The 14,877-nt window shown below is 55.4% G+C and carries 14 protein-coding genes; 6 read left to right on the top strand and 8 right to left on the bottom strand.

Annotation, left to right across the window (positions count from 1 at the left end; all coding sequences use genetic code 11):
- Positions 1-262: 262 nt before the first annotated feature.
- Genes DKB62_RS07470 through DKB62_RS07460 form a run of 3 tightly spaced genes read right to left on the bottom strand, consistent with a single transcriptional unit; the run spans position 263 to position 3,229 of the window.
- Complete coding sequence (locus tag DKB62_RS07470; RefSeq protein WP_107195357.1) at positions 263-1,060, bottom strand: MBL fold metallo-hydrolase; 798 nt, start codon at positions 1,058-1,060, stop codon at positions 263-265.
- Entirely contained in the window at positions 978-2,957 is a 1,980-nt protein-coding gene (locus DKB62_RS07465) for a heavy metal translocating P-type ATPase (protein WP_107195358.1), read from the bottom strand. Before DKB62_RS07465 ends, DKB62_RS07470 begins: the two co-directional genes overlap by 83 nt.
- A 53-nt stretch (positions 2,958-3,010) precedes the next feature.
- Complete coding sequence (locus tag DKB62_RS07460; RefSeq protein WP_107195359.1) at positions 3,011-3,229, bottom strand: cation transporter; 219 nt, start codon at positions 3,227-3,229, stop codon at positions 3,011-3,013.
- A gap of 241 nt (positions 3,230-3,470) precedes the next feature.
- Here DKB62_RS07460 and DKB62_RS07455 point away from each other — a divergent pair, with 241 nt between their 5' ends.
- Together DKB62_RS07455 and DKB62_RS07450 are read left to right on the top strand one after the other, a co-directional pair.
- Positions 3,471-3,854, top strand: a complete 384-nt coding sequence (locus tag DKB62_RS07455) for an ArsR/SmtB family transcription factor (RefSeq protein WP_087477203.1) — start codon at positions 3,471-3,473, stop codon at positions 3,852-3,854.
- Positions 3,847-4,833: a helix-turn-helix domain-containing protein gene (locus tag DKB62_RS07450; RefSeq protein WP_107195360.1), complete on the top strand. Its 987-nt coding sequence runs from the start codon at positions 3,847-3,849 to the stop codon at positions 4,831-4,833. The genes DKB62_RS07455 and DKB62_RS07450 overlap by 8 nt, the downstream gene beginning before the upstream one ends.
- Before the next feature lie 90 nt (positions 4,834-4,923).
- Here DKB62_RS07450 and nagZ read toward each other — a convergent pair whose 3' ends face one another.
- The 4 genes from nagZ to DKB62_RS07430 form a co-directional block, all read right to left on the bottom strand.
- Positions 4,924-5,946: a beta-N-acetylhexosaminidase gene (gene nagZ, locus DKB62_RS07445; protein WP_232818729.1), complete on the bottom strand. Its 1,023-nt coding sequence runs from the start codon at positions 5,944-5,946 to the stop codon at positions 4,924-4,926.
- A 109-nt stretch (positions 5,947-6,055) separates the two neighbouring features.
- Positions 6,056-7,210: an N-acetylglucosamine-6-phosphate deacetylase gene (gene nagA / locus DKB62_RS07440; protein ID WP_107195361.1), complete on the bottom strand. Its 1,155-nt coding sequence runs from the start codon at positions 7,208-7,210 to the stop codon at positions 6,056-6,058.
- A 418-nt stretch (positions 7,211-7,628) separates the two neighbouring features.
- Entirely contained in the window at positions 7,629-7,919 is a 291-nt protein-coding gene (locus DKB62_RS07435) for a hypothetical protein (protein ID WP_087477199.1), read from the bottom strand.
- 33 nt (positions 7,920-7,952) lie between these two features.
- Entirely contained in the window at positions 7,953-9,128 is a 1,176-nt protein-coding gene (locus tag DKB62_RS07430; RefSeq protein ID WP_095629080.1) for a DNA polymerase IV, read from the bottom strand.
- A gap of 239 nt (positions 9,129-9,367) precedes the next feature.
- Between DKB62_RS07430 and DKB62_RS07425 the strand changes: the two genes are divergently transcribed.
- Complete coding sequence (locus tag DKB62_RS07425; protein WP_107195362.1) at positions 9,368-10,270, top strand: LysR family transcriptional regulator; 903 nt, start codon at positions 9,368-9,370, stop codon at positions 10,268-10,270.
- Here the strand turns inward: DKB62_RS07425 and DKB62_RS07420 are convergent.
- Complete coding sequence (locus tag DKB62_RS07420) at positions 10,262-11,251, bottom strand: IS30 family transposase (protein ID WP_107196804.1); 990 nt, start codon at positions 11,249-11,251, stop codon at positions 10,262-10,264. The two genes, DKB62_RS07425 and DKB62_RS07420, sit on opposite strands and share 9 nt — an antisense overlap.
- Positions 11,252-11,403: 152 nt before the next feature.
- Between DKB62_RS07420 and DKB62_RS07415 the strand changes: the two genes are divergently transcribed.
- The 3 genes from DKB62_RS07415 to DKB62_RS07405 all read left to right on the top strand — a co-directional run bounded on the left by DKB62_RS07415 (position 11,404) and on the right by DKB62_RS07405 (position 14,875).
- Positions 11,404-12,189: a hypothetical protein gene (locus tag DKB62_RS07415; RefSeq protein ID WP_107195634.1), complete on the top strand. Its 786-nt coding sequence runs from the start codon at positions 11,404-11,406 to the stop codon at positions 12,187-12,189.
- A gap of 208 nt (positions 12,190-12,397) precedes the next feature.
- Entirely contained in the window at positions 12,398-13,747 is a 1,350-nt protein-coding gene (locus DKB62_RS07410) for an MFS transporter (RefSeq protein ID WP_107195633.1), read from the top strand.
- Between the two features lie 189 nt (positions 13,748-13,936).
- The gene (locus DKB62_RS07405) at positions 13,937-14,875 is read left to right on the top strand and encodes a substrate-binding domain-containing protein (RefSeq protein ID WP_095629076.1); all 939 of its coding nucleotides are present in this window, start codon (positions 13,937-13,939) and stop codon (positions 14,873-14,875) included.
- The last annotated feature ends 2 nt before the right edge of the window (positions 14,876-14,877 follow it).

Genomic DNA, 14,877 nt, shown 5'->3' with positions numbered 1-14,877 from the left:
CAATCGCCTCCTCTCATTCTTTTGCTATGGCAAACAAAATTCTATTCATTTATATTATACCATCAAAACATGGCAGGCATAACAACTATCTGCTTATCGCCAATCGTATCGCCAGCTTATATTCTCGCCAGAAGTTCCGACATGTCTTTTTCACTGCAAATGCACAATATCCGACAGCGCATAGCAAAGGCGGGGCAGATTCCCACTGCATCGTGGAATCTGCCCCGCCGCGTTTATATATTAAAGAGGGGATATGAATATATCAATCGAAGACGTACGTTTCGCCGTCGTCGGGGATATATACGTTGTCTAAGCCCTTAGCCTCCAAGACCAGGCGCAGGGAATACCTCGTCAAAGCCGCGTGGGCTACTGTGTCCATATGGCTGGCAATAATCCAGGCGTCGGGGCAAACCCGGCGAATCAGCTCAATGTCGTCGGCATTCATGATGAGGCGGCCGTTCTTTTTGAGGTACGCCGCGCAGGCGTTGACGACGATGACGGCGGGCCTATAGGTCCGAAGAGCCTGCTCTACGGCGTCAAACCAGACCGTATCGCCGACGAGGTATACCGTCGGTTCGCCTTCAGCCTCTAAGACGACGCCGCACGACGGGCCGCAGGGCTCGATGGTACCGTGCTGACCTTCAATCTTCGTCAACTTAACGCCCTGTACCGTCGTCCCTTGTTCCGATAGCAGGCGAACATCGGTAAAGCCGGATGCCTTCATGACAGCGGCGTCGCCTTCGTTCTGCACCCATAGGGGCGTATCATGGCAGAGTGGTCCGCCGCAGGTTCCGTCGGGGCCCATATCGATATGGTCCGGGTGCACGTGCGTCACGATATAGGCGTCGACGCCTTTTAATACTTCGTTGGCCGCCATGGGCAATCCGCACATAGGCATGGGAATATCGAGCTGTTCGTCCAGCATTGGGGAAAAGTCAGGATTATTGATCTGGCGAAACGAGCCCATAGCACCGGTATCAGCCAGCCACGGATCGACGAGGAACGTCGTTCCCCCGTACTCCAGCTTGGTCGTCGCGTTGCGAATCTGTTGAAATTTCATAGTCTGTTCCTCCTAGGTTGTGTACGAATAACGCCCGGATGGCGTTGAGGACGGCGAGGATCATGACGCCGACGTCGGCGAAGATGGCCAGCCACATGTTGGCCAGGCCCACAGCTCCCAAGGCAAGGCAGAGGAGCTTGACGCCGATGGCAAAGACGATGTTTTGGTATACGATGCCCAGGCATTTGCGGGAAATGCGGATAGCCTTGGCGATTTTCAGCGGGTCGTCGTCCATGAGGACTACGTCGGCCGCCTCGATGGCCGCGTCGGAGCCCATGGCCCCCATGGCGATGCCGATATCAGCCCGGCGCAGGACCGGCGCGTCGTTGATGCCGTCGCCGACAAAGGCCAGCTTTTCCTTCTTCCCTTTCCGGCTCAGCAGCTCTTCTACCTTTGTCACCTTATCGGCCGGCAGGAGCTGGCTGAATACTTCGTCGATGCCTAAGAACGAGGCAACCTGTGCGGCCACAGCCTTGGCGTCGCCCGTCAGCATGACGGTCTTGCGAACGCCGGCGTCCTTCAAGGCCGCGATGGCCCGGCGGGACGTGGGCTTTACGACATCGGAAATGACGATATGGCCGGCATAGACCCCGTCGACGGCCATGTGGATAATCGTGCCGGCCTGATGGCAGGGAATGGCTTTGACGCCGAGCTTGGCCATGAGCTTGTCGTTGCCGACGGCGACCTGCCGGCCGTCTACCATGGCTATGACGCCGTGGCCGCTGATTTCCTGAATATCCGTCGCGCGGCTTCTGTCGATCGGCTTGCCGTAAGCCTTTTGGAGGCTCTTGCTGATAGGATGGGACGAAGCGCTTTCAGCCAGGGCCGCCAGCTCGATGAGTTCGGCCTCATCCATGCCGCTGTGGTGAATGCCGTTGACTTCAAAGACGCCCTGGGTCAGGGTGCCCGTCTTATCAAAGACGACGATGTTCGTCTGGGACAGGGTTTCCAAATAGTTGGAGCCCTTGACGAGAACGCCTTCCTTGCTGGCCCCGCCGATACCGGCGAAGAAGCTCAGGGGAATGCTGATGACCAGCGCGCAGGGGCAGCTGATGACCAGGAAGGTCAGAGCCCGGTAAATCCACGTGCCCCATTCAGGCGCAAGGCCCATGGCGGCCATGCGGACGACAGGCGGCGCAATAGCCAGGACGAGGGCGCTGATGCAGACGGCCGGCGTATAGACGCGGGCGAACTTGGAAATGAAGTCTTCCGACTTGGACTTGCGGGAGCTGGCGTTTTCGACCAAATCCAAAATCTTCGATACTGTCGATTCGCCGAAGTCCTTCGTCGTCCGAATGCGCAGGACGCCGGTCATGTTGATGCAGCCGCTGATGATTTCATCTCCCGGCGCGACGTCTCGCGGCAGGCTTTCGCCGGTCAGGGCGCTCGTATTCAAATTCGACATTCCTTCTGTTACGATGCCGTCGATGGGCACCTTTTCGCCAGGCTGGACGACGATGACGCTGCCGATTTCCACTTCGTCAGGGTCGACCTGTTCCAACTGGCCGTTTCGTTCTATATTGGCGTAATCGGGGCGGATATCCATGAGCTCGCTGATATTGCGGCGGCTCTTGCCGACGGCGTAGCTCTGGAAGAGCTCGCCGATCTGATAAAAGAGCATGACGGCGACGGCTTCCGTATAGTCGCCGCTGCCGCTGTATACGGCCAGGGCGATGGCTCCGACCGTCGCTACGGCCATGAGGAAGTTTTCGTCGAAGACCTGACGGTTCTTAATGCCCTTCAGGGCTTTCCATAAAATATCGTAGCCGACAAGCAGGTACGGCACGGCGTACGCCATGAACCGGGCCGCTCCACCGACAGGCGCAAAGGCCAGGGCCACCATGAGTATGGCCGCAGCGACGATGCGCAGGAGCATTTTTTTCTGTTTCTTATTCATATTCTGTCACCTCGTAAAGCAAATGCCGCCTTGTACCAGGCGGCTTCTGTACATCAGATGAAAACCTCGCAATCGTCTTCGACCTTTTTGCAGTTCTTGCGGACTTCCTCCATGACGGCCTTTACGTCGGCCCCGTCTTCGAATTCGACGATCATCTTCAAGGTCATGAAGTTTACCGTCGCCGCCGCGACACCTGCCGTATGGCGGGCCGCATCTTCCATCTTATTGGCGCAGTTCGCGCAGTCTACGTCGATTTTATAGGTCTTTTTCATGTGTAAGCTCTCCTCTCGTTGTATAGGCATTTACGATTAAATAATTGTTTAATCGTTTTCTTGACTACATCATACCATAGAGGCGGCGAAAGTCAACGCAGCCTAGCCAGTCCGTTCCGTTTGGGCAAAAACCATTTCCAATCGGGCAAAATCGTCCAGTGTCGCCGCTTCCGCAGCCTATCTTCCCGTTTTCTTCGGCAGCCCCCTATGATACAATAAAGGCGAAAGGAGACCCGATCCTATGGAACCGATTACGTTGCCGCACCATCACGGCCAGTCTATCGAGCATCTGGAGCACATGCCGGCCGTACAGGATTTTGAAACCGTATCGAATATATTCAAATTATTGGGCGACGCCAGCCGCCTGCGCATTTTCTGGCTGCTGTGCCACTGCGAAGAATGCGTCATCAATATTTCCGCCCTCGTCGGCATGAGCAGCCCCGCCGTATCCCATCACTTAAAGCTGCTGAAGGCCGGCGGCCTCATTACCAGCCGCCGCGACGGCAAAGAAGTATACTATCAGGCCGTACGAACCCGGCAAGCCGAAGCACTGCACGCCATGACGGAGCAACTCGTCGACATCGCCTGCCCGATGCCGGACAAGGAAGGTGATTCCTATGAATGACCGCCGGGCTCAGTTAGAAGACGCGCTGCGCTCTATTCCGGACGGCGTCTGCTCCATTCAGATACTGGAAACGGGCCTGCCGCCTATCCGCAGCGTGACCGTCCGCACAGAGGGCAAGGGATGCATGACGGCGGCGACGATATTTCCCGGCATCGAGCTGTCCTATTGGCAAATCCTCGCGCCGACCGTATCGTTCCGCCATGAAGCGCTGCACGACGCCATCGAAGTCACCTTCTGCCGCAGCGGCCGGGCCGGCTGGAACCTGACGAAGGGCTTCGTCTCTTACGTCGGCGCGGGAGCGACGGCAGCTCACATGATGGACTGCTGCGCCGATTCGGCCATGTCCCTGCCTTTAGGCTATTTTGAAGGGGCGGGACTGGCCGTCGATTTCCGCGCTCTGAATGGCACGCCGGCCGACATCATCGCCAGCGCCGGCACGACGGCGGAGAAACTCATCGAAAAATACGGTGCGGCGCCCGTCGTTTTCCCGCCGAATCAGGAGCTGGAACGTCTCTTTTCCTCCCTGTACGACACGCCGGAGCCCTACCGCCCGGCGGCCTGCAAGATCGCCGCCCTGGAGCTGCTCCTGTATCTCGTCCGCGCCGACATCGACGCTCCCGCGGCCCAGCAAAGCTGCGACGCCCAGCTGGCGTCGGTCGTACAGGACATCCACGCCCTCATGACGGCGAATTTGGACAAGCGGTACACCATCGACGAATTAGCCAAGACGTATTTCATCAACACGTCGTCCCTGAAAACGACCTTCAAAGCCGTCTACGGCCAGCCCATCGCCGCCTACATGCGATCCTACCGAATCCGCCGGGCTATGGAGCTCCTGCAGCAGACGGACGACTCCATCGCCGCGATTGCCGCCGCCGTAGGCTACGAAACGCAGGGAAAATTCACCAAGGCCTTCAAGGAAGCGACGCAGCTTCTTCCCCGCGACTACAGAAAAACATACCGAAAGGCTCCTCGCTGAAGCCGTTTCGGAAACAAAGAAGACCATGCCTCGTTCGGCCGTTACGAACCGACGCTGCATGGTCTTTTACTATATTCTACAGAACACAGTTTACAAATAATTCATTTTCAATTTTGTTTCTACAATATGCATTACTTTTTCATCAACCATTTGGCGAAATTCCGGATTTGCCTTATATTCCCTTACTATGCCGTCATGTGTCTCTTGTTCATGACCGTAATCATGACAAACCAGCACCATATCGGCACCAGCTTTCAAGGCCATGACACCCATGTCGGAAAAGGCATAATGCTTGGCCATGGCGCCCATTTCCATATCGTCCGATACGATAAGGCCCTTGTAGCCATATGTCTCCCGCAACAAATCCGTCATAACCGTCTGCGATACGCATGCCGGATATTCCGCATCCAAAGAGGGAAAGGTAACATTCGACACCATAATGAGCATGGCATCAGCAGGTATTTGCCGTATAATCACTGCAAAGGGCTTCAGATCCTGCTGCATCAGCTCGTCTTTAGAAGCCGCAACGCTGTCTCCGTCTATATGCGGATCTGTCTGAACCTTGCCGATTCCGGGAAAGTGTTTAATAGCACACCAAATACCCGCCTCTGCATAGCCTTGACAAGCCTGTACTGCATATGCCGATACCATTTCCGGATCGCTGCCGTATGAGCGCTCTGCCGAAGAACCTAAATCGACAACGGGCGCAAAATTGACGTTAATCCCCATAGACTTCAATTCACGTCCTGTATCGGCAGCCCATTGTCTGGCTTTCCCAGGGCTGCCGCCGCGGCCGATTTCTTCCTGACTGGGAACAGGAAGAAACTGATCCCGCATGCGCAGTACCTGTCCGCCTTCTTGGTCAACAGCAATAAATGGCGCTATGCCGCATTGCCTTTCAATCGTTTGTTTCACTTCGCCGGACAAAGCCCGGACTTGCGCCGGCGACTGCATATTGCGGTCAAACAAAATGACGTTGCCGGCCCGGCAGATTGCCAGCTGCCGCAGGTCTTCAGGCTGCAGCTTCTCATTCATTAAACCGACCATCATCACCTGTCCGGCCTTATCTTCCGGCGACATGGCCGCAACGATGCGCGCAGCTCGTTCTTCCACTGTTTCGCTGCCAGATACATTTGCCTTTGTTTCCGGGGCCGGCTGACAGGCCGTAAGCAGCGCTGCTGCTACGAGAAAACCGACCCCGATTGTGATCCATCGATTTAACCTATTTTGCCAATTCATCATACACAAGCTCGCCGGCGATGACCGTCTGCTTCACGTGGAAATCGTTGCTGTCCAATACGACGACGTCGGCCTGCTTTCCTTCTTCCAGCGAGCCCAGGCGGTCGTACAGGCCCAAGTCCTTTGCCGGATTAGCTGAAGCCATGGCCACGACGTCGGGCAGGGACGCGCCGCTGTTGATGAGGAAGTTGAGCACGACCTGATTCATGACGGCTGTGCTTCCGGCCAGCGTACCGTCGGCCAAACGAGCCTGTCCATCCTTGACGTATACGGCCTGGCCGCCCAATTCCGATTCGCCGTCGCCCTGCAGGCAGGCCCGCATCGAATCGGTTACGAGAATAATGCCGTCGCGGCCTTTCAGCTGATAAGCCAGCTTCTGCGCCGCCGGATGGACATGCAGGTTGTCGCAGATCAACTCGCAGTGTACCTTCGGCGACAGCAGGGCCGCGCCGACAAGGCCGGGCTGCCGATGGTGGAAGGGAGCCATGGCGTTGTACAGGTGCGTCGCATGGCACAGTCCGCCGGCGTCGACGATTTCCATGACCTCTTCATACGTCGCCGCGCTGTGTCCCAGCGACACGAGAATCTGATGGTCCCGGCAATCCTTCAAAAAGTCTTTGTTCTTCAATACTTCCGGCGCTACGGTGACGATCTTCACGACGTCAGCATAGGGCGCAATCCAGGAAAAATCGGGAGCGGCGAGGTGTCCCGCCGCCTGGGCCCCCTTATAGGCTTCGCTCACGAAGGGTCCTTCCAGATGGGCGCCGAGAACCTGGGCGCCGCCCTGCTTGCCCATGGCCTGGCGAATGCGTTCCAGCGCCCCGGCCATCGCTTCCTTCGACTGGGTCATAGTCGTCGCCACAAAGGACGTGACGCCCGTAGCCGGCAGGGCCTTCCGCATCGTTTCCAAGGCCTGCCCGTCTTCGTCCATCACGTCGGCGCCGGCGCAGCCGTGGATGTGCTCGTTAATAAAGCCCGGCACGACAAAGCCGCCGTTGGCGTCAATCAATTCCGTGCACATGCCGGCGCGGAACTGGTGCCGCGGTACGATTTTCCATATGTCCTTTTCATACATCAGAATATGTCCCGTTACGATTTCATTAGACAATACGAGTAATCCGTCAATAATCGCTTTCATTTGTCTACTCCACTCCTACATATCAAATTCACTGCACACATTGTGGATAACTGGAAAATTTCACAGCAAGAAAATTCCCGCACAGCCTGTATTTACCTGATATTTTCTCTTCCCTTCAGATATCCACAGGCTGTGCGTAAAAATTATCCACAATTCATCGTCAGTTATGCACATTGTAAACAAGTCTTTACAAATTTCTGAAAACGGCGCAGCTATGCGGTTTTTATGTTAACGCAAACGCTTGTTTTCATAGCCTGGCGTCCAGTTATACACATTTTGCCCGCTTCATCCGCCAAGTTATGCACCGCCGCGGACGGCGTATTTTCGCCGTTTGCAAAAAACATCCACATTCTAGCCACACCGCAGGGCACAGAATGTGGATATCTTGTGGACATGTCGTTTTCCCTCTCGTTTCGCCTTACCCTTCGACAGGGCGGCTCCAGTCGACGTGGACACCCAGAGCCAGCCAGATATAGCACAAGGCTAATTTCAGCGACTCTACGTCGTCCGTCGGCACGACGCTGACCGTTTCGTAGTACGACAAATCCGTAAAACGGTGCAGGGGCCGTTCCGTCGTCAAGTACTCCCGGACCTTGGCATTGATGTCTTCGTCGTTCAGATGGACGCCCAGCTCCTTCGTTTCCGTATCGTATTCGATGTATCCGTTGTTGTTGTCTCCCGTATGGGCTGCTACTTTAAAAATCGCCATGATATACACTCCTCGTTTATAGTATATGGTGCTTTAGTCTTTTTCATGAGACATTTCCCATAAAAATCCCTTCATGATAGCCTGGCGGCCAAACCGCTTCTGCAGCTTGTCGATGGCCTCGGCTACCTTGGCCTTCGTTTCCGAATCGTCGGAAAATAAATCGCACTGTACCTGCAGGGGCTGCAGCTGGCTGACGGACAATCCCAGCAGCCGGATAGGCTCTGCACCGCTACATTTATTGTACAGCCGCTTGGCCGAGAAATACAGCTGCTCTTCCGAGCAGGTCCCCATGCCGTCGATCGTCAGGGACCGCGTAATGGTGCGGAACGAGGCGAAGCGCACTTTGATCGTAATCGTCCGCCCCATCAGATGATTCTGCCGCAGCCGCCACGACACCTCGTTGGCCAGCAGGCGGAACTGCTCGTCCACTTCGTCGTCGCTGACCAAATCGTGGGCGTAGGTATGCTCGTTGCCGACAGATTGGGGACGGCGACTGACCTCCAGGGGCCGGTTGTCCTTGCCTAACGCCAGGTCGTGCAGCCGATGAGCCTGATTGCCGACAATGGGCATCAGCGCCTCCGGGCCGGCATCGGCAACGTCGCCGATGGTATGAAATCCAGCCCGCCGCAGGGCCTGCTCCGTCACCTTGCCGACGCCCCACAGGCGGCTCACCGGCAGGGGCGCCAGGATGGCCCGTTCCTCGCCGTAGGGAATCCACATCAGTCCATCGGGCTTTTTCAAATCCGACGCCAGCTTGGCCAAAAACTTATTCGGCCCGATGCCGGCCGAGGCGACGAGGCCCGTCGTCCGCCGGATATCCTGCTTGACCGCCTTGGCGATGTCGACGATGTTCGGATATTTCAGTCCCATGCCCGACACATCCAGAAAAGCTTCATCCAGCGCCAGGGGCTCTACGAAGGGCGAGTAATGGGACAGGATGAGCCGAATCTGGTGGGAAATACGCCGGTAATGGGACATGCGCACCGGCAGGAACACGCCGTTCGGGCACAGCCTGCGGGCCAGCTTCATGCTCATAGCCGAATGCACGCCGAACTGCCGCGCCTCGTACGACGCCGTCGCGACGACGCCGCGCCCCGTCAGTCCGCCGACGATGACCGGCATCCCCTGCAGGGCCGGATTGTCCCGCTGCTCGATAGACGCGTAAAACGCGTCCATATCGACGTGCATGATCCAACGTACCGTCGTCATAGGCTCCTCCTTTTCGTCTTCTCTCTGTAAGTATTATACATCCTTTTGTCTCTGTAAAACAGAATCGTATCCATATTAAATTTTCCCACAAAAACCTGCGCCTGTCCACAGCCTGCGCTTAAAATCTCAGCATATCCCGCCGAAGTGACGAAATTCGGAAGGAATCGAAGGCAACCGTATTCTATTCTCTTTTGAAATATGGTACTATTAAGGATATTAATGCGAGGTGAAATATAACTATGGATTTATTCCAGCTGACCTACTTCGTCGAAGTAGCCCATAAAAAAAGCTTTACAAAAGCGTCCAAAGCGCTTCATATCAGTCAGCCTTCCATCAGCAAAGGCATCAAGGCGCTGGAAGAACATTGGAACATACGCCTCTTTGACCGCAAGGGAAAAAACGTCGAGCTGACGGAAATGGGTGCGTATCTCCTTCCCCGTATTGAAGGCATTTTAAACGACTTCACAGCGCTGAACGAAGAAATGGAATCGCCGCAGCTGCTGAATGCCGGAAAGCTGACCGTCGGCGTCCCGCCGATGATCGCGTCGTCTCTCATTTCGCCGTTTATCGGCCATTTCATCACGTCTTATCCGCAAATCGAGCTGGAACTGACAGAGGTTGGCTCACTGGACATCGTCTCGGCCATCGACGACGGTCTCGTGCAGGTCGGCTTCGTCGCCTTGCCGATTACGACGGAAATGCCCTACGATTTCTTCATTTTCCACCGGGAACCCCTGGAAATCGTCATGCCTCCCGACCACCGGCTGGCGAAGGCCCGCGAGCTGACCCTCGACGACATCAAAGACGAGCCCCTCGTATACTATGCGCCGTCTTTTGCCCTCAATCCGTACATACACTCGTTCTACCAGAACATCATGGCCCATCCCAAGATCATCTGCCAGAGCAACAACTGGGATTTGCAGATAGAAATGGTCATCGCCCGCATGGGCATTGCCCTGCTGCCGCGGAGCATCTGTCAGCGCATTCCCGCCGACAAGGCCGTCCACGTGCCCCTCGTCGCCCCGTCTATCTACTGGACCCTGGCCCTGATATGGAAGAGCAAGGGCTTCCTGTCCCATCCGGCCCGCACGTGGGTCCAATCCTTTAAAGACTATTTTAAAGACGGCGAATTGTCAAGCTAAGTGCAACTTTTTAGAGTAATGTACTTCGTATGGCGTTTTGTATCCTAAACATTTTCGGGGACGGCGATTTAGTTCTGCAAAAACAGCTTGCACATAGGCTTCTGGAACGAGTGTGATGTCCGTCCCTTTCGGGAAATACTCTCGGACTAGGCCATTGGTATTTTCGTTGCTTCCCCGCTGCCAGGGCTGATGCGGCGGCGGGAAATAAAACGGCACGCCGTTCAAGGCCTCCGTGACAGCGGCATGATGGGCGAACTCTTTTCCTCTGTCCGGCGTAAGGCTTTTTACAGGTTGCCCTTGCAGTACCTGAAGCAATACCGTATTGACGGCTTGTGCTGTCTTTTTGGCTGCTTTGCCTCCTACCAGATACCGGCTCTTTCTATCTACCAACGTAACCAGACAGGCTTTTCCTGTCTTTCCTGCTATGGTATCACATTCCCAATGTCCTCGCCGGGAGCGGTTAGCGGCTCCTGCTGGCCGTTCCGAAATATCGTGAGAGATGGGAATAGAACCCCGTCGTTCCTGATATTGCCGGGTATGCCGGGATTTTCCATGATGCCGCAAGCGGCGGACCGCACCGCGGGACCCATGGGAGGACGACGTTTCATCAAACATACCGGCATATATGGCGCGGTAAATCGTTGCATAGCTAAGGAGTGCCTTCTGATGTTCCAGCTGCAAGCGTCCGGCAATTTCTTCTGGGGACCAATGATGCACCAGGAAGAGATTTTTAACCAATGCGAATAGCTCGGCATTCTCTAACCGCTTGTGAGGCTTGCATGCCTTACGGCGGCGGGCATACTGTTGTTGTGCGGTGATGGGCAGATACTTGCCGTTCACTGTATTTCTGCGTAGTTCCCGTGAGATCGTGGATTTATCTCGGCCGAGGGCCGCCGCAATTCGAGAGATAGAATAGGACTGCGCGCGAAAAAAGAGTAGATTTTCTCGTTCAGATAGAGTAAGATGATGATAGTGGCACATAGGTTTCCTCCGAGATATAGATTTTGTTTGGTAGCATTATTATATCAGAAACCTATGTGTCATTTTTTATAGGTGTTGCACTTGTATTGTAAATTCGCCGACGTAAAAATTACCATCGACGACTAATCTCGCCATAAGGAGCATGATATCTAATGGCCCAGTCCTTATCGAAAGACGATATATCGGAAATATTTTCACGCCAGCAGGCCAACGGCCTGTTCAGCGCCTTAGCCGTGGAAACGGCCTGCCTGAACCGCATGGAACGGCTGAACCGGAGGCGGCTGGACCCGTCCCTGCCGCCGGCAGAACGAAGGGCAGCCCGCCGGCGCCTCGTCGACCTGGAGGGCAAGCTCGTCCGCTACATACGGGAAGAAACGCCGCTGAGCTACTTTGACGCCGACTTCCGCGACGAAGCGGAGCGATACGTCATGATGCGCGAGATATTCCTCAAAGCCGTGTCCTTCACCTTCAAGCGCCACCGCCTGGCCTTCCTGCTGGATTTGCTCCGGCTATACGGCGATGACCCGTGCGGCCTCTTTCCCGAACGGGAATTTCTTAAGGACAAATGGGAACATGTCCTTCTCTATGACTACCTGCTCCTCGATATGGGCCTGAAAAACACGGAAGACATCGGCCGCGAAGCCGTGTCCAACGGCTACCACGAATGCGACTATACCCTGGAAATCGAAGACGTGTGGAAGCAGCCCATGAAATCAGTGCCGCGGACCAACTTCCGCTACGTCGTCCAAAGCCTGCCCTGCAGCGCCGCGGCCCGCAGCACAGCCCGGTACCTCCAGGCCCACGGCGAAGACATGAAGAAAACCCGCTGGACCGTCGATGCCAAGGCCATCGAACAGGCCATGACAACGGAGCTTCCCGGTCTTACCAAAGAAGAAGTGACATCCATCGAAACGACCTGTTATCGTTTCCGTCAATAAAATTCATATTTCATCAAATGAACGCAATCCGCGGCGATAAAGGGATACGCTTATTCCGTTTATCGCCGCGGCCTTTTCTTTGTCAGAAAAATTCCTACAACAAAATCAGACTTTTTCCGATACCGCATGGTTACTATGTTTTATTATAATAAATTCAACAAATAAGAACGACCAAACACAGGCAGTATGAAGAAAGGAGTTTTTCTGTATGTTGAATTTATTGTGGCAGTTCTTCAAAACCGGTCCGGATATCGCGCAGATCGCCGATTCGGAAGTCGTCAAGCGGAAGTTCAACAGCGTCCGCTGGCGCGTATTCGCCTCCATCACCATTGGCTATGCCTTTTACTACATCATCCGCCAGAGCTATTCGGTCATCAAAAAGCCGCTCCTGGCGTCGGGCATCGTCACGCCGACGGAAATCGGTATTATCGGTTCTATCTTCTTCGTCACGTACGGCTTAGGGAAATTTACCAACAGCTTCCTCGCCGACCGAATGAACAATAAGCGGTTCTTTTCCTTCGGTCTTTTCATTTCATCTCTTACGATGGTCGGCATGGGCCTGGTAAACTCCTTCGTCCCCTTAGCCGTATTATGGGGCCTCAACGGCTGGTTCCAGTCCTACGGCGCAGGCCCGTCCATCGTCGCCCTGAACCAGTGGTTCAGCAACAAGCAGCGCGGCACCTTGTACGGCGTATGGTTTACGAGCCATAACCTCGGTTCTTCCTTCGCCTATTTCGCCATCGCCGCCATCGTATCGGCCTACAACTGGTCCATGGGCTTCGTTGCCGCCGGTATCATTTCCTTGATCGGCACGGCTTTCATTTACTTCGGCATGAGCGACCGTCCCGAAACGATGGGGCTTCCCAACGGTGCCGTTTACTACGGTGAAAAGACACAGGAACAAGTCGACGCGGAAAAGAAAAAATCCGTCAGCTCTCAGCAGTGGAACGCCGTCGTCAAAAATCCTGCTGTCTGGATTCTCGGCTTGTCTTCCCTTTGCGTATACATCGCCCGCTATGCCGTCGAAAGCTGGGGCGTCATCTATCTGACGACGGAAAAAGGCTACGACATCATGGGCGCTGCAGGCGTTATGGCTTACATGCAGGTTGCCGGTATTTTCGGTGCCCTCCTGTGCGGCCTCATTTCCGACAAGTTCTTCAATCATAAGCGCAATAAGCCGGCTCTGCTTTACGGTATTTTGTACTCCATGTCTATTGCAGGATTCGTCTGGGCTCCCCATTCCTTTACGGTCGACATGCTCTGCATGACCTTCTACGGATTTACGATGGGCGCTCTGGTCTGCTACATGGGCGGCCTCATGGCTGTCGACATCGTGCCGAAGCGCGTTACCGGCGCGGCTATGGGCATGATCGGCCTCCTGAGCTATGCCGGCGCGGCCATTCAGGAATTCGTCACAGGCAAGCTCATGACCATCACCGTCGTAGGCGGCGAAAAGGTATACGACTTCGGCTACGCTACGGAATTCTGGGTCGGCGCGGCTGTCGCCTCGACGCTCCTGGCTCTCCTCGTTTGGAACGCCAAGCCGCAGGAAGATTAATCCCTCTTGCTTTCTCTCTTTCATATACATCTCAAAACTCTTCTAGGGAACTGCTCCGGCAGTTAGAAAAAGAAGCGAAGACATCGTTCTTTGCTTCTTTTTTTATACGGCGCCGTCAGTTTCTCTCTCTGTCATTTCATGATATGATACATATAAAGACTACGTATCATTCTGTGAAGGAGCTATGCTATGAAACGGAGCAAAACCTGGCTTCGCCTGCTCGCTGCGGCGGCGGCAGCCGTCCTGATGTGCTGCGCCGGCTGCGACCGGCCGGCGGGAAACATCGACTTTACCCAGACTCAGCCGCAGACGGCCCCGGCGGCGACGGCGTCGTCCGTCCAGCCCCTGCGCATCGCCTTCGCCTCGGTCATGTCGCCTAAGGAAACGCGCCAGTCGTACCAGCAGTTTGTCAACCACATTTCCCAGGAGCGGCAGAAGCCGGCCGTCCTCCTGCAAAAGCGGACCTACGAGGAACTAAACAAGCTCATGGACAACGGCGGCGCCGACATCGCCTTTTTCTCCACCGGGGCCTACTCGGCCTACCGGGGCAAAACGCCGATCGAGCTGCTGGCCATGACCCAGACCAACGGGTCCGTACTGTACCAGACCTATCTCATCGCCGCCTCGGACAGCGACATTACCGACTTCAGCCAGCTGCAGGGCCGGGTCTTCGCCTTTACGGACCCCCTCAGCTATTCGGGCCGGCAGGCCATCGACTTTCTCCTGCTGGACATGAATACGTCGGCTTCGGCCTATTTCAAATCGACCTTTTACACCTATAACCACGATAAATCCATTTGGGCCGTCGCCAACCACCTGGCCGACGCTGCCAGCGTCGACAGCCAGATTTACGACTTCGTAAACCGGCGGAATCCCCAGCTGTGCGAAAAGGTCCGGGTCTTCGCCGTCCTGCCGGCGGCTCCGACAGGGCCCGTCGTGATGCGCAGCGATTTGCCCGACGCCGAAAAGGCCGAGCTGCGCCGCATCTTCTACAGCATGGACCAGGACCCGGCCCTGCACGAGGCCATGCAGCGCACCCTCATCGACAAATTCGTGCCGCCTGAGCCGGAATTGTACGCCGCCCTCCGCCATAAATACAGTATCCGCAACAACGTACCTGGAGAATAACC

Origin of the sequence: Megasphaera stantonii, from assembly GCF_003367905.1 — a bacterium.
Taxonomy (GTDB): Bacteria; Bacillota; Negativicutes; order Veillonellales; family Megasphaeraceae; genus Megasphaera; species Megasphaera stantonii.
Note: the sequence above shows the minus strand (reverse complement) of the source record. Positions and strands in the feature narration are given on the sequence as shown.

Coding starts and splice junctions, on each gene's coding strand:
- DKB62_RS07470 (WP_107195357.1), bottom strand. CDS start 1,060: ATGAAATTTCAACAGATTCGCAACGCGACGACCAAGCTGGAGTACGGG.
- DKB62_RS07465 (WP_107195358.1), bottom strand. CDS start 2,957: ATGAATAAGAAACAGAAAAAAATGCTCCTGCGCATCGTCGCTGCGGCC.
- DKB62_RS07460 (WP_107195359.1), bottom strand. CDS start 3,229: ATGAAAAAGACCTATAAAATCGACGTAGACTGCGCGAACTGCGCCAAT.
- DKB62_RS07455 (WP_087477203.1), top strand. CDS start 3,471: ATGGAACCGATTACGTTGCCGCACCATCACGGCCAGTCTATCGAGCAT.
- DKB62_RS07450 (WP_107195360.1), top strand. CDS start 3,847: ATGAATGACCGCCGGGCTCAGTTAGAAGACGCGCTGCGCTCTATTCCG.
- nagA (WP_107195361.1), bottom strand. CDS start 7,210: ATGAAAGCGATTATTGACGGATTACTCGTATTGTCTAATGAAATCGTA.
- DKB62_RS07435 (WP_087477199.1), bottom strand. CDS start 7,919: ATGGCGATTTTTAAAGTAGCAGCCCATACGGGAGACAACAACAACGGA.
- DKB62_RS07430 (WP_095629080.1), bottom strand. CDS start 9,128: ATGACGACGGTACGTTGGATCATGCACGTCGATATGGACGCGTTTTAC.
- DKB62_RS07425 (WP_107195362.1), top strand. CDS start 9,368: ATGGATTTATTCCAGCTGACCTACTTCGTCGAAGTAGCCCATAAAAAA.
- DKB62_RS07420 (WP_107196804.1), bottom strand. CDS start 11,251: ATGTGCCACTATCATCATCTTACTCTATCTGAACGAGAAAATCTACTC.
- DKB62_RS07415 (WP_107195634.1), top strand. CDS start 11,404: ATGGCCCAGTCCTTATCGAAAGACGATATATCGGAAATATTTTCACGC.
- DKB62_RS07410 (WP_107195633.1), top strand. CDS start 12,398: ATGTTGAATTTATTGTGGCAGTTCTTCAAAACCGGTCCGGATATCGCG.
- DKB62_RS07405 (WP_095629076.1), top strand. CDS start 13,937: ATGAAACGGAGCAAAACCTGGCTTCGCCTGCTCGCTGCGGCGGCGGCA.